The organism is Saccharopolyspora gloriosae (genome assembly GCF_022828475.1).
GTDB lineage: Bacteria > Actinomycetota > Actinomycetes > Mycobacteriales > Pseudonocardiaceae > Saccharopolyspora_C > Saccharopolyspora_C gloriosae_A.
On sequence record NZ_CP059557.1, the window covers coordinates 50,727 to 63,742 of the forward strand.

General features: G+C 69.8%; 13 protein-coding genes. 7 read left to right on the forward strand and 6 right to left on the reverse strand.

What is annotated here, in order from left to right; genetic code table 11:
- Positions 1-72: 72 nt before the first annotated feature.
- Entirely contained in the window at positions 73-381 is a 309-nt protein-coding gene (locus tag H2Q94_RS00230; RefSeq protein WP_243790710.1) for a hypothetical protein, read from the forward strand.
- A gap of 239 nt (positions 382-620) precedes the next feature.
- Here the strand turns inward: H2Q94_RS00230 and H2Q94_RS00235 are convergent, their stop codons facing one another.
- The 3 genes from H2Q94_RS00235 to H2Q94_RS00245 form a co-directional block, all read right to left on the reverse strand.
- Positions 621-1,142, reverse strand: a complete 522-nt coding sequence (locus H2Q94_RS00235; protein WP_243790713.1) for a copper resistance CopC family protein — start codon at positions 1,140-1,142, stop codon at positions 621-623.
- On the reverse strand, positions 1,139-1,897 hold the full coding sequence (locus H2Q94_RS00240; RefSeq protein ID WP_243790715.1) for a YcnI family copper-binding membrane protein: 759 nt from the start codon (positions 1,895-1,897) through the stop codon (positions 1,139-1,141). The genes H2Q94_RS00235 and H2Q94_RS00240 overlap by 4 nt, the downstream gene beginning before the upstream one ends.
- 137 nt (positions 1,898-2,034) lie before the next feature.
- The gene (locus H2Q94_RS00245; RefSeq protein ID WP_243790717.1) at positions 2,035-2,583 is read right to left on the reverse strand and encodes a hypothetical protein; all 549 of its coding nucleotides are present in this window, start codon (positions 2,581-2,583) and stop codon (positions 2,035-2,037) included.
- A 329-nt stretch (positions 2,584-2,912) separates the two neighbouring features.
- Here H2Q94_RS00245 and H2Q94_RS00250 point away from each other — a divergent pair, with 329 nt between their 5' ends.
- From H2Q94_RS00250 to H2Q94_RS00270, 5 genes are read left to right on the forward strand one after another with little or no spacing between them, the layout of a single operon-like run.
- Positions 2,913-4,550 (forward strand): BCCT family transporter, encoded by a 1,638-nt coding sequence (locus H2Q94_RS00250; RefSeq protein WP_243790720.1) that lies wholly within the window; start codon positions 2,913-2,915, stop codon positions 4,548-4,550.
- Complete coding sequence (locus H2Q94_RS00255) at positions 4,547-5,194, forward strand: ABC transporter permease (RefSeq protein ID WP_243790722.1); 648 nt, start codon at positions 4,547-4,549, stop codon at positions 5,192-5,194. The genes H2Q94_RS00250 and H2Q94_RS00255 overlap by 4 nt, the downstream gene beginning before the upstream one ends.
- Positions 5,187-6,398 carry an ABC transporter ATP-binding protein gene (locus H2Q94_RS00260; RefSeq protein WP_243790724.1) on the forward strand — a complete coding sequence of 404 codons (1,212 nt, stop codon included), beginning with the start codon at positions 5,187-5,189 and terminating at the stop codon, positions 6,396-6,398. The genes H2Q94_RS00255 and H2Q94_RS00260 overlap by 8 nt, the downstream gene beginning before the upstream one ends.
- Positions 6,395-7,162: an ABC transporter permease gene (locus H2Q94_RS00265; protein WP_243790726.1), complete on the forward strand. Its 768-nt coding sequence runs from the start codon at positions 6,395-6,397 to the stop codon at positions 7,160-7,162. Before H2Q94_RS00260 ends, H2Q94_RS00265 begins: the two co-directional genes overlap by 4 nt.
- Entirely contained in the window at positions 7,159-8,169 is a 1,011-nt protein-coding gene (locus H2Q94_RS00270; protein ID WP_243790728.1) for a glycine betaine ABC transporter substrate-binding protein, read from the forward strand. The genes H2Q94_RS00265 and H2Q94_RS00270 overlap by 4 nt, the downstream gene beginning before the upstream one ends.
- Positions 8,170-8,228: 59 nt before the next feature.
- On the opposite strand, the gene H2Q94_RS00275 is transcribed toward H2Q94_RS00270, so the two are convergent.
- Positions 8,229-8,987, reverse strand: a complete 759-nt coding sequence (locus tag H2Q94_RS00275; protein WP_243796020.1) for a DUF6474 family protein — start codon at positions 8,985-8,987, stop codon at positions 8,229-8,231.
- Positions 8,988-9,230: 243 nt separating this feature from the next.
- On the opposite strand from H2Q94_RS00275, the gene H2Q94_RS00280 reads away from it, so the two are divergent.
- Positions 9,231-10,868, forward strand: a complete 1,638-nt coding sequence (locus H2Q94_RS00280) for a TM0106 family RecB-like putative nuclease (RefSeq protein WP_243790731.1) — start codon at positions 9,231-9,233, stop codon at positions 10,866-10,868.
- Positions 10,869-10,904: 36 nt separating this feature from the next.
- On the opposite strand, the gene H2Q94_RS00285 is transcribed toward H2Q94_RS00280, so the two are convergent.
- Together H2Q94_RS00285 and H2Q94_RS00290 are read right to left on the reverse strand one after the other, a co-directional pair.
- Positions 10,905-11,948, reverse strand: a complete 1,044-nt coding sequence (locus H2Q94_RS00285; RefSeq protein ID WP_309501101.1) for an NAD(P)-dependent alcohol dehydrogenase — start codon at positions 11,946-11,948, stop codon at positions 10,905-10,907.
- A 36-nt stretch (positions 11,949-11,984) separates the two neighbouring features.
- Positions 11,985-12,743: an SDR family NAD(P)-dependent oxidoreductase gene (locus tag H2Q94_RS00290; protein ID WP_243790733.1), complete on the reverse strand. Its 759-nt coding sequence runs from the start codon at positions 12,741-12,743 to the stop codon at positions 11,985-11,987.
- Positions 12,744-13,016: the final 273 nt, after the last annotated feature.

The following is a 13,016-nucleotide window of genomic DNA, read 5'->3' on the forward strand; positions in this document are numbered from 1 at the left end:
GGTGACGAGCTAGGTCGCCAGTAATACGTAAGTGTGAGTGTCTGCGGCACGGGGGGCTAGGCCCGGATGAACGTGATTACGAGGAATGCCGCGCGGCTGCGGCGCAAGCTCACTTGGCGTGGGCGCAAGGCCGTGCATTCGGCGCGGGTGCTCGACGAAGTGGTGGACGCCGAGGTCCGCCTCGTCCCGGGGCTGACCGGGGAGGCCCAGCGCCGCGCGGTCGACCACCTCGCCGAGCTGGTGCAGCTGAGCCAGGCCTACCGGCACTACTCCTACGGCTGGATCAGCAGACGCGAGTTGGAACGGCGCGGGAAGGGTGCGCTGGGGCGGTTGGAGGCGCTCTCGGCGCCCAACGTCCAGCAACTCACCGAACGCGAATGACCGTTCGGCGACAGGCCCCCGTTTTCGCCCTGCGGAAAAACCGCCGCTGAGTTCGTCCCGGCTGAAGGCGCCGCGGGTGATTCGCGCCGCGCCATCGCTCGACTCTAGTTCGCGCCGGTTCCCGCTGTACCGCCGAACGTGCCCATTTCCGGCATGCGCCGGACGACGAAAGCGGGCCGTTCCGCCGCGGAACGACCCGCCTTCGTCGCGGTTCGGCCGGTGGTGGCACCGGCCGCGGTTCAGCTCTTCGGCTTGCCCAGCCGCAGGGCGAGCACGAGTCCGAGTCCGACCAGCACGACCGCGCCCGCGATCCACGGCCAGATCGGCATGCCGCCCGCCGAGTCGGTATCGGCCTGGTCCGCGGCGGGCGGCGGTGCCGGAGTGCCGTCACCCGGCTCGGTCAAGGTGAAGGTGACCTTGCCGGGAACGGGGTGGCCGTCGTTGGACAGCACCCGGTAGCCGACGGTGTAGGTCCCGGCGGGTCCGAGCGGTCGCACCGGCGCGATCACCGAACTGCCCTCGACCTGCACTTGGCCATCGGTCCAGTACGTGCCGTCGGGGCCGACGACGCTGATCGTGTTGTAGCCCTCGCCCGCGCGCACCGGCTGGTCGAAGGTGAGCCGGACCTCGCTCGGGCCGGTCGTCAGCTGAGCTCCTTCCGCCGGATCGCTGCTGATCAGCGTGTTGTGCGCCAGCGCAGGGCCGGCGGCGCCGAGCAGCGCGGCGATGGTCAGCGCGGTGATGGTGAGCAGTCGCCTCATGAGTTCTCCCGGTTTCCGCGGCGGGCGAGCACCAGCGCGCCCGCGCCGAGGCCGAGGCCGAGCGCCCCGACCGCCAGTCCGGCGCCGCCGAGCACGCGGGCCGTGTCGTCACCGCTCGCGGCGGATTCGGTGTCCTCGTCGTCGTGCGCCTTGTCGCCGTGCCCGGTCTCGCCGCCGCCGGTCGTCTCGTGGCCGTGGCCGCCGCCTTCGCTCGCGGTCAGCGCCAGGGTCGGAGAGGGGTGTTCCGGTTCGGAGCCGTCGGGCGCCGGGGCCTGGTCCCAGCGCACGACCTCGCCGCTGTCGTAGGCCTGTTCGGTGGGCAGCACCAGCTGGTCGGTGTCGGTCGGGAAGGTGCCGAGGGTCGCTTCGAACTCCTGGAACTGGTCCGGGGCGATGCGGGTGCCCGGCCGCGCGGTCCAGGTGATGCCGGCGACGGCTTCGGTGACCTGGGCTCCCGCGACGTCCACCGGGCGGTCCAGCCGCACCTTCTCCACCTGCGCGGTCCAGCCGGGCAGCGGCTTGGTGCGCACCGAGCTCAGCGGGTGGTCCAGGGGGAGCGAGACGTGCACGCGGACGGTCCCGGCGTCGGGGCGTTCGTTCGGCACCCGGAAGGCGATCTTGGCGTGGCCGCCCTGCTCGGCCTGCTCCGGTTGTGCGCTGACGTGCGCGGCGGCGGTGCCTGCGCCCGCTATGACGGTGAATCCGATCGCCGCGGTGATTCCGGCGGATCTGATGAGAGATCGAGTTGTCGACATGGAGATGTATTGCTCCTGATTTGCGCGAACTGTGCTATTCCGCACACGCGTTGACAAAGCGTGCGAATCGGGCACGTCGGATACGGGTGAGCAACGATCCGGCCGCCATTTCGGTGTCACCCGCGCGGCCGGTGCCGCTACCTCGGTGGGCCGCGCAGCGCGTGGATCCGCTGCTGGATCAGCAGTTCGATCAGGAGCACCGGCTCTGCCGGGAGGCAGACCGAGGGCCTTGTTGTTACAGGCGGTAACGGAACTGACATCTTCCGGGCGAGAGTCAGTCGTAAGGTTGAAACGATTACAAAGAGTGCATCCTCGGCGCGATGCAGCAGCACCGCTACCAGAAGCCCGGCCAGTACATGACCCAGGGTCATCAGAGTGGGATCCAAGGGCAGTCCTCGTTGCCCGATGACTCCCTGGTGTGAGCCTGCTAGCTGCAGAAATAAGTGAAGGGACACCTGCATCGCGCCGACTGCCCCTACAATGCTGCTCAACCCTCGCCTGCGATCGGCGAGCGCGACGCAGGCGGCGGACAACAAGGTGGTGATCACGAAGGTGGTTCCGAGGTCAGGCGTGGAACCACCGGCTGCCGCATGTGCGGCTACCGAAAGTGACGACGAAGTGGCGGCCAAGCCGAGACCGCGCAGAGCGCGATCAGCGCCTTGTGCAGGAGCGGAACGGATCGCCACGGAGGTCCAGTCTAGGTGTCGGTTTAGCCACGCTGTGCGCAGGTGAGCTTGCCTTGATCCGCCGAATGGGTCACGGTTTATGGGTTGCAGACGGTCGGGAATCATCCCTGCACGAGCAGATAGTGACAGGTGAACAGACGTTCCGGCCGTCGTGACGTGAGGTACGGAGAGGAGGGGGCGTCGCGAGTTGGGCGCCGGAACCTGTGTCGACTGAAGCAGATCAACGAGAGGGTGGCTCGTCGGGCCACTCAACCGAACTACCGGGGCAACCCGGAATCATCGGTAAGCCGAGGACGGACTGGCTCGTCTTCGGTGTCACCGCCGCCATCATGTTCGTGCTGGTGGCCTGGGGAACGCTGAGCAAGGATTCGCTGTACAACGTCTCCAAGGCCGCGCTGGACTGGCTGGTCACCAACATCGGCTGGGGCTTTGTGCTGGCCGCCACCGGGTTCGTCGTCTTCGCGCTGTTCCTGGCGTTCAGCCGGTACGGACGCATCCCGCTGGGCCAGGATGGCGAGAAGCCGGAGTTCAGGACGGTGTCCTGGATCGCGATGATGTTCAGCGCCGGCATGGGCATCGGCCTCATGTTCTACGGCATCAGCGAACCGCTCTCGCACTTCACCTCGCCGCCGCCGGGAACCGTGGAAGCGGGTTCGGACGCGGCGGTGGGCACGGCGATGGCGACCTCGCTGTTCCACTGGACCCTGCACCCGTGGGCGATCTACGCGGTGGTCGGTCTCGCGATCGCCTACAGCAGCTTCCGGCGCGGCCGCAAGCAGCTGATCAGCGCGGTGTTCCTGCCGCTGATCGGCAAGCGCAACGCCGAGGGGCCGATCGGCAAGCTGATCGACATCCTGGCGCTGTTCGCCACGCTGTTCGGCTCCGCCGCGTCGCTGGGCCTGGGCACCCTCCAGATCCAGTCCGGCATGCAGGCCGCGGGCTGGATCGGCGAAACCAGCACCACGTTGCTCGTCCTGATCATCGTCGTGCTGACCATTTGCTTCATCGCCTCCGCGGTCTCCGGCGTGTCCAAGGGCATCCAGTGGCTGTCGAACATCAACATGGTGCTCGCCGCGCTCCTGGCGATCTTCGTGTTCGTGGCCGGCCCGACGGTGCTGATCCTGAACCTGCTGCCCACCTCGCTCGGCTCGTACATGAGCGACTTCGGTGAGATGGCCTCGCGGGCCGGTGCCACCGGCGGTGACGAGATGCACGAGTGGCTGGGGACCTGGACGGTCTTCTACTGGGCCTGGTGGATCTCCTGGACGCCCTTCGTCGGCATGTTCATCGCCCGGATCAGCCGCGGCCGCACGATCCGCCAGTTCATCGGCGGTGTGCTGCTGGTTCCCAGCGTGGTCAGCCTCATCTGGTTCGCGATCTTCGGCGGTGCCGCGATCGACACCGCGAAGGCCGACCCGGCCATCGCCGACGGCGGCGCGGAAGAGCAGACCTTCGCGGTCCTCGAGCACATGCCGCTGCCCATCGTCACCTCGGTGCTGGTGATGATCCTGGTCGCGATCTTCTTCGTGTCCGGTGCGGACGCCGCCTCGGTGGTCATGGGCACGCTCTCGCAGCGCGGGTCGATCGAGCCGAGCCGCTGGGTGGTCATCTTCTGGGGTGCCGCCACCGGTGCGGTCGCCGCGATCATGCTGGTGATCGGCGGTGGTCTGGACGATGCCCTGACAGGTATCCAGAACTTGGCGTTCATCGGTGCGCTGCCATTCGCGATCGTCATGGTGCTGCTGTGCGTGGCCCTCACCAAGGACCTGCGCAGCGACCAGATGACGTTGCGCGATGAGAAGGGTGCCGAGGTCCTCGAGCAGGCCGTCATCGCCGGTACCGAGGAGCACGACGGCGAGTTCCAGCTCGTCACCACTCCCGCCGAGAACGAAGAGAACGGCGAGAGCGACGGCGACGACGCCGCCGAGGGCAAGAGCACGGCGACGCCGGGAGCGACCACTTCGTGAGTTTCCTGGATTACGTCGCTTCCAGGTGGCAACAACTGCTGGTGGACTCCTACCAGCACGCCAGCATGGTGCTGCAGTGCATCGTGCTGGCGACCATCGTCGGCGTCCTGGTCGGGGTTGCGGTTTACCGCAGCCCCGCCGGGGCGGCGGTGGCCACCGCCCTGTCCAGTGCAGTGCTGACGATTCCGTCGTTCGCCCTGTTCGGCCTGCTCATCCCCGTGCTGGGGCTGGGCGTGGCGCCATCGGTGGTGACGCTGGTGCTGTACGCGCTGCTGCCGATCATCCGCAACACCATCGTTGGGTTGTCTACAGTCGACCAACCGATCTTGGACGCCGCTCGCGGCATCGGCATGAACCGGTTCCGGGTGCTGACGAAGATCGAGCTGGCGCTGGCCTGGCCCGGCATCCTCGCCGGCATGCGAGTGAGCACGCAGATGCTGATGGGCATCGCGGCCATCGCGGCCTACGCCAAGGGACCCGGGCTCGGCAACCTGATCTTCAGCGGCCTGTCCGGGCTGGGCAGCGCGAACGCGCTGAACATGGCGCTGGCGGGCACGCTCGGCGTGATCGTGCTGGCGCTGCTGCTGGACGCGGTGTTCGTGCTGGTCGGGCGCCTGACGACTTCGAGAGGTATTCGTGGCTGAGAACAACAAGCCCGACACCGAGGGCCGCGCAGGCGGACACGGTGTCGAAATCCGCCTGGAGGAGGTCTCCAAGCGGTATCCGGGCCAGAAGCTGGCCGCGGTCGAATCGGTCACGATGACCATTCCCGCCGGTGAGACGGTCGTGCTGGTCGGGCCTTCGGGCAGCGGCAAGACCACCACCATGCGCATGATCAACCGGCTGATCGAGCCCACCTCGGGCCGGATCACCATCGGCGGTCAGGACGTGCTCGGCCTCGACCCGGACAAATTGCGCCGCGAGATCGGCTACTCGATCCAGCAGGCCGGGCTGTTCCCGCACATGACGGTGGGCGAGAACGTGGGCATGGTGCCCGGGCTGGTCGGCTGGACCAAGCAGCGGACCGTGGAACGGGTCGACGAGATGCTCGACCTCGTCGGCTTGGATCCGGCCGAGTACCGGACCCGCTACCCGCGGCAGCTCTCCGGTGGCCAGCAGCAGCGCGTCGGCGTCGCCCGCGCGCTGGCCGCGGACCCGCCGGTGCTGCTGATGGATGAGCCGTTCGGCGCGGTGGACCCGATCACCCGCGGTGTGCTGCAGGACGAGCTGATGCGCCTGCAGGCCGACCTGGGCAAGACGATCGTGTTCGTCACGCACGACTTCGACGAGGCCGTCAAGCTGGGCGACCGCATCGCGGTGCTCGGTCAGCGCTCGGAGATCCTGCAGTACGACACGCCCGAGGCGATCCTGGCCAACCCGGCCGACGACACCGTGGCCGGTTTCGTCGGCGCCGGTGCCGCGCTCAAGCAGCTCACGCTGCGCCGGGTACGGGAGATCGAACTCGGTCAGGTGCCGACCGCCGGTGTCGACGAGCAGCCGAGCGTGCTGCAGGAACGGCTCGGCACCCGGCGCGGCGCGATCGGACTGGTGCTGGACGGCCGCAAGCGGCCGCTGCGCTGGACGACCGCCCGGGAGGCCGGTTCGGTCTCCTCGCTGGCGCGGGCCGGTCGTGCCGTGGAGGACAGCGTCTCGCCGGCCTCGACGCTGCAGGACGCGCTGGAGGCGATCCTCACCGACGACGACGGCGTCGCCGTGGTCACCGGGTCGCGCGGCGAGTACATCGGCGTCGTCGACATCGACACCGTGATGACGACGATCAAGGACCTGCGCGAGGAGCACGCCGACGACCACGCGGACCAGCCGTCGGCCGCCGGTGATCCCTCATGAGCGGTTCCTACTCCGCGGATTCGGGTTCCCGCGCGGCGGAACGACTGCGCCTGTTCGCGCAGCCACTGGTCGCCCTGGTGCTGGTCGTGGTGGTGCTCGGCGTGGCGTTCTCCCAGCGGGACAACGTCGTCACCAGCCGGAACATCACGCCCTCGACGCTGCTGACGCTCACCTGGCAGCACCTGCTGATGAGCACGGCGGTCGCGCTGATCGTGGTGCTGGTCGCGGTGCCGCTGGGCATGCTGCTGAGCCGCTCGTGGGCGAAGCGGGTGAGCCCGCTGATCATCGGGCTGGCGAACATGGGCCAGGCGGCGCCGTCGGTGGGTCTGCTGGTGCTGTTCTTCCTGCTCACCAACGGCACCACCGGGTTCTGGATCGCGACGCTGCCGATCGCGGTGTACGCGTTGCTGCCGGTGCTGCGCAACACGCTGGTGGGCCTGCAGCAGGTCGATCCGTCGCTGATCGACGCGGGCCGCGGCATCGGCATGTCCGGGTTCTCGGTGCTCACGCGCATCGAACTGCCGCTGGCGGTGCCGTTCATCCTGGCCGGGCTGCGGACCGCGCTGGTGCTGGCGGTCGGTACCGCCACGCTGGCCTGGTTCGTCGGCGCGGGCGGGCTCGGCGAGCTCATCGACACCGGCTACAAGCTGAGCAACTGGACCGTGCTGTCCGTCGGCGCCGTGCTGGCGATGGCGTTGGCGCTGCTGGTCGACTGGCTCGGCGGGCTGGCTGAGCGGTACCTGTCACCGAGGGGGCTGCGATGATTCGAGGAACACGGCTGTCCCGCCGGGGAGCGTTGAAGCTGTTCTCGGCCGCCGCGGCCGGTGCCGCGCTCACCGGGTGCGGCCTCAGCTCCGGTTCGTCGGTGCCGCTGCGGGTGGCGCCCGGTTCGATCAAGCCGGTGCCGGAGCTGGAGGGCGTGCCGCTCACCGTCGGCTCCAAGGACTTCACCGAGCAGATCGTGCTGGCCTACATCGCGGAGTTCGCGATGGCCGCGGCCGGTGCCGACGTGCGGGACCTGAGCAACATCACCGGTTCCGCCAGTGCCCGCAACGCCCTGGTCAGCAAGCAGATCGACCTGTTGTGGGAGTACACCGGCTCGTCCTGGATCAGCTACAACGGCAAGACCGACCCGATCCCGGACGCGCGCGCCCAGTACGAGGCGGTGCGCGAGCTCGACATCGAGGCCAGCGGCGTCACCTGGTTCGCGTTGTCCCTGAAGGCGGACAACACCTACGCGTTCGCGCTGAACGAGGAGAACGCGGCACGGCTCGGCGTGGAGACGCTCTCGGACCTGAAGCGGGTGGCTCAGCAGAACCCGCAGGAGCTGAGCTTCTGCGTGGAGAGCGAGTTCGCCAGCCGCAACGACGGGCTGCCGGGCGTCGCGCAGGCCTACGGGTTCCAGGTGGACCAGAGCAAGGTGGAGACGCTGAGCACCGGTCCCATCTACTCGGCCACGGCCACCGGCAAGGCGTGCAACTTCGGCGAGGTGTTCACCACCGACGGCCGGATCCAGTCGCTGAACCTGAAGGTGCTGGAGGACGACAAGCAGTTCTTCCCGCGCTACAACCTGGCCATGACGACGCGGGTGGAGACGCTGGAGCGGTACCCGCAGCTGGCGGACGTGTTCGAGCCGGTCTCGGCTCGGCTGGACAACCAGCAGCTGCTGGACCTCAACGCCGGTGTCGACGTGGACGGCCGCGACCCGGCCGACGTCGCGCGGGACTGGATGGTCGAGCAGGGCTTCGTCACGTTGCCCGGCGCCGTCTGAGCCGAACGTCAACGGGCCGGTCACCTCTGCGGTGACCGGCCCGCTTTTTTGTGCCCGTGCTACTTCTGCTCGATGGCGGGGTTCGGGATTCCGAGGCGTTGCAGCAGGTCGTCCTCGATGCGGTCGAGTTCGCCGATGACGGCTCGGTGCGCGGCGCGGCGGCGGGGCGTCGGCATCCGTTCGGCGGCCCGGACGGCGCTGCCGAGCTGGCTGAGCCTGCTCTCGGCCTCGTCGGCGAACTTCTCGACGATGGAGGTCTCGGCCGCGCTGCGCCCGCCGGTGCGGGTGCGCAGTTCGCGCAGCGCCTCGGCGTCCCCGGCGATGCGGGCGTGCAGCGCGGCGCCGCGCCCGGTGAACTTGCCCAGGTCGTCCACGGGCACGCCGAGCCGCCGTGCGCGGGCTCGGTCGTAGCCGTCGCGCGCGGCGGTGAACGCCTGCCACGCGTAGGGGGCCAGCGCGGGGCCGAGGATCTTGGCCACGCCGACGGCCTTGCGGGCGCCGCCGGGGGTGAACCTGCCGTGCTCGCCCTTCTTGCGGGCCTTCTCGTCGCGCTTGGCGGCCTTGTCGGCGGACTTCGCCTCCTGCTTGGCCGTCTTGGTGGTCGCTTTGGTCTCTTCCTTGACCGCCTTGGTGGCCTCCTTGGCGGTCTTGGTCTGCTCGTGGGCGGCCTTCGCTTCCAGCTTCGCCACCTTCTTGACCTGCTTCGCCGCCGAACGCACGTCGTCGCCGGAGTCGTCGGTCCGGGCGTTGAGGGGTTCGGTGTTCAAGATCTCCGTGGTCAGTGCCGCGGTGGTCGGTTCGCCGGTGCCTCGCGTCATCGCCGCCTCCTGCTGTTCCGGCGCGGTCCGCGCCGTGCCTGCGGCCACGTCGATCCGGTTCCGGACGTCGCGGCCAGGGCGTTCACCTCGCTCGAGGATCACTGTAAGGAGTTCCTGCGACCGGTGCCGGTTGACCGGCGGAGGGAGTGATCGACCGGTTGTGCACGGTGCGTAGCCGTCTGTTGTGCTCCGTCACCGGGGTGATGGGCGCGATCGTCAGGGGTACGGCCTACGCTGCTGGGCGTGGAAAACGAGGTGCTGCTCGACGCGAGCGTAGTGACGCGCTGTCGCAGGAGGGTGCATCTCGAAAACGATCCACAATCCCGTGACCTGCCGAAAGCCCCGATGGATCCGGGAATCGAGCAGCGCGTCCTCGACGCCGCCGACCACCGCCGCGCGATAGCCGACCGTCTCGAACAGCTGCTGGGGGAGTCGTGGACGCGCGTCCCGCGCGAAGCGAGCCTGCGGCGGCGCGAACGGGAGACGCTGGCCGCGATGCACGACGGCGTCCGGTTCATCTCCGGAGCCCAGCTGCCCGCGAACCCCGAAGCGGGCCGGTTCGGCGGCATCGACCTGCTGGTGCGCAACGGCTCCGGCTACACCCCGGTGCTGGTGGCGCGGCACAAGACGACCGACCCCGGCAGCGGAGCGCGCACCTCGCCGCTGGAGAGCCCGCTGCCGGAATCGGCGAAGCAGGACCGGCGGCGCAAAGTGCGGGCTCAGCCGCGGGACCAACTGCGGCTGGCGCACCTGGTGCGGCTGCTCGAAGCGTGCGGGATGGCCGCGCCGGGCACCCCGGTCGGCGGCGTCATCGGAGTCGAGGGCGACGTGGTGGTCTGGCACGACCTGCTGGCGCCGAACTGGCCGGGAGGGCGCACCGCGCTCGCCGAGTACGACGCGCGGTTCGCCGACCGGGTGGCCGTCGCGACCGCCGCCGCCACCGGCGCCGAACCGCTGGCCCACCCGTCCCGGATCACCGAGTGCAAGGGCTGCCCGTGGTGGTCGACGTGCTCGCAGGAGCTGCGGGAAGCGCGCGACGTGAGCCTCGTGGTGCGCGGTGAGGACGCCACCGCGCTGCGCGCCGCCCAGGTGCGCACCGTCGACGACCTGGCCGCGATGACTCGGGAGCAGGGCCGGGCCACCTCGCTGGGCGCGGCCCGCGCCGACGAGGCGGTGCTGCTGGCGAAGGCGTGGCTGCGCGAACTGCCCCTGGTCCGCCAGGTGCGGGAACTGCGGGTGCCGCGCGCCGACGTCGAGATCGACGTGGACATGGAGAGCTACGCCGACTCCGGTGCCTACATGTGGGGCTGCTGGCTGTCCGGCGTGGACATCGACGAGGAGCAGGGCTACCGGGCGTTCGTCACCTGGGACCCGCTGCCCTCCGATGACGAGGCGCGGTCGTTCGCCGAGTTCTGGTGCTGGTTCATCGCCGTGCGGGACCGCGCCCACGCGCGGGGCCTCACCTTCCGCGCGTACTGCTACAACGAGCTCGCGGAGAACCGCTGGATGCTGTCGTCCGCGGAGCGCTTCGCGGGCAAACCCGGCATCCCCGAGGTGTCCGAGGTGCGCCGGTTCATCGGCTCCGACGAGTGGGTGGACCTGTTCGCCGAGGTTCGCGACCAGTTCCTGTGCCCGCACGGCAAGGGCCTGAAGGTGATCGCCCCCAGCGCCGGTTTCGCCTGGCGCGACTCCGAGGCCAGCGGCGAGAACTCGATGCGCTGGTACCGCGACGCGGTCGGGCTCGACGGCCAGCAGCAGCAACCCTCGCAACGCCGGCGCCTGCTCCAGTACAACGAGGACGACGTCCGAGCCACGTGGACCCTCCGCCGCTGGATGAGTTCCCCGGAAGCCCAGGCCATCCCCTTCACCGAAGATCTCTGAGCCGACGTTCCCGGCCCGCTCGGCGGGGCGGTGGGGTCAGGGCAGCAGCACCGCTCGGCCGGTGATCTCGCCGCGGTGGAGCCGTTCGTAGATCTCCGGTCCGTCCTCCAGCGGGAACGTCTCGGTGTGCACGGTGAGGGCACCGGACCGGGCCAGCGCCAGTACCTCGATCAGCTCGTGCCTGCCGCCCCAGTACGGCGCGGCCACCGACACCTCGAACGGCTGCGCGCCGAAGGCGACCGGCAGGGTCCCGCCGCCGATGCCGACGATGGTGATGTCACCCTCCACCGCCACGCAGCCCGCGGCGGTGCGCATGGTCGGGTCGGTGCCGACGAAGTCGACGACGAGCTCCGCGCCGAGCCCACCGGTCAGTTCCATCACCCGGGCCGCGGCGGCCTCGTCCGAACGCAACACCTCGTGCGCGCCGACGCCGCGGGCGAGCTCCAACGCCCGGTCGGACACGTCCAGCGCGATCACCCTGGTCGAGGCCAAGGTCCGCAGCAGCTGCACTCCGAGGTGTCCGAGCCCTCCGGCGCCGATGACCACCGCGGTGCTGCCCGCGACCAGCTTCGGCAGCGAACGCTTGATCGCGTGGTACGGGGTCAGCCCCGCGTCGGTCAGCGGCGCGGCGGTCACCGGGTCCAGCCCGTTCAGCGGGACCACGTGCCGCGGATCATCGATGATCATGTATTCGGCCATGGCCCCGGCCGCCCCGAGCCCCGGTGGGAAGATGCCCAGGCCGGAGGCGCGGGTGCAGTAGTTCTCCTTGCCTCCGGCGCACTTGTGGCAGGTCCCGCAACCCCACGGCCCGTACACGGCGACCCGGTCTCCTTCGGACAACGAGCGCACTCCGGCGCCGAGCCCGGCGACCTCCCCCGCGCCCTCGTGCCCCAAGGTCAGCGGCACCGGGTACGGGAAGCCTTCGGCGGGCCAGCCCATCACGGAGATGTCCGAGTGGCACATGCCCGCGGCGAGCACCCGCAGCAGCACCTGGCCCGGCCCCGGTTCGGGGATCGGCAGCTCGACGATCCGCGGCTTGCTGCCTGCTTGCACGTACTGGACGGCTTTCATCGTGCTCATCGTCGGGTATCTCCGCCTCGGGATGCGTTCAGCTGATCACTTCGGGGCCATCCGGAGGGCTCCGTCCATGCGGATGACCTCGCCGTTGAGGTAGTCGTGCTCGACGATGTTCACCGCGAGCCGGGCGTAGTCGCCGGGGACGGCCAGGCGCTTCGGGAAGGGGACGCCCGCGGCGAGGCCCGCGCGGTACTCCTCGTTGACGGTGGCCAGCATCGGGGTGTCCACGATGCCGGGCGCGATCGTCATCACCCGGATTCCGGCCGAGGACAGGTCGCGCGCGGCGGGCAGCGTGAGGCTGGCGACTCCGCCCTTGGAGGCGGCGTAGGCGGCCTGGCCGATCTGGCCGTCGAAGGCGGCGACGGAGGCGGTGTTGATGACGACGCCGCGCTGGCCTTCGCGGTCGGGGTCGGTCTCGCGAATCGCGGGAGCCGCCAGCCGCAGCACGTTGAACGTGCCGAGCAGGTTGACCTCCAGGACCTTGCGGAACAGGTCGAGGTCGTGCGGTCCCTGCTTGCCGCTGATCCGCGCGGACGGTCCGATCCCGGCGCAGTTGACGACGATCCGCAGCGGCACGTTTGCTCCGGCGGCCTGGTCGACGGCGGTCTGCACCTGCGCGGCGTCGGTGACGTCGGCGCCGCTGAAGGTCACCCCGTCGACAGGGGCCGCGGCGGCCACCGCGTCCGGCAGGTCCACGCCGAACACGTGCGCCCCTCGTTCGGCGAGTGCGCGGGCGGTGGCGGCGCCGAGCCCGGAGGCGGCTCCGGTGACGATGGCCGCGGTGCCGGTGATCTGCATGTGGCTCCTTCGGTACGAGATCGGTCGCCTGTAGTTAAGCAGTACTGGGCGATCTTGTGCAGTACTCCTGCGCGGGCGCCGCCGGGGGCTCGTCCGTGCCGGGCTCGGTGCTTGAACGGGCGCACACCGGTGCGTCACCACCGGAGCAGCAGCGTGTGAACAGTTCCCAAAGCGCCGCTCGCGGCGCCGGCGATGTGCCACGATCTCGTCGAGGTCAGCTTCCCGGCCTGGGATTTCCCGGTCGGTCCGCGCGCTGTCGACGGAGGTCGGTGC

Coding starts and splice junctions, on each gene's coding strand:
- H2Q94_RS00235 (WP_243790713.1), bottom strand. CDS start 1,142: ATGAGGCGACTGCTCACCATCACCGCGCTGACCATCGCCGCGCTGCTC.
- H2Q94_RS00240 (WP_243790715.1), bottom strand. CDS start 1,897: ATGTCGACAACTCGATCTCTCATCAGATCCGCCGGAATCACCGCGGCG.
- H2Q94_RS00250 (WP_243790720.1), top strand. CDS start 2,913: ATGTTCGTGCTGGTGGCCTGGGGAACGCTGAGCAAGGATTCGCTGTAC.
- H2Q94_RS00265 (WP_243790726.1), top strand. CDS start 6,395: ATGAGCGGTTCCTACTCCGCGGATTCGGGTTCCCGCGCGGCGGAACGA.
- H2Q94_RS00270 (WP_243790728.1), top strand. CDS start 7,159: ATGATTCGAGGAACACGGCTGTCCCGCCGGGGAGCGTTGAAGCTGTTC.
- H2Q94_RS00275 (WP_243796020.1), bottom strand. CDS start 8,987: ATGACGCGAGGCACCGGCGAACCGACCACCGCGGCACTGACCACGGAG.
- H2Q94_RS00285 (WP_309501101.1), bottom strand. CDS start 11,948: ATGAGCACGATGAAAGCCGTCCAGTACGTGCAAGCAGGCAGCAAGCCG.
- H2Q94_RS00290 (WP_243790733.1), bottom strand. CDS start 12,743: ATGCAGATCACCGGCACCGCGGCCATCGTCACCGGAGCCGCCTCCGGG.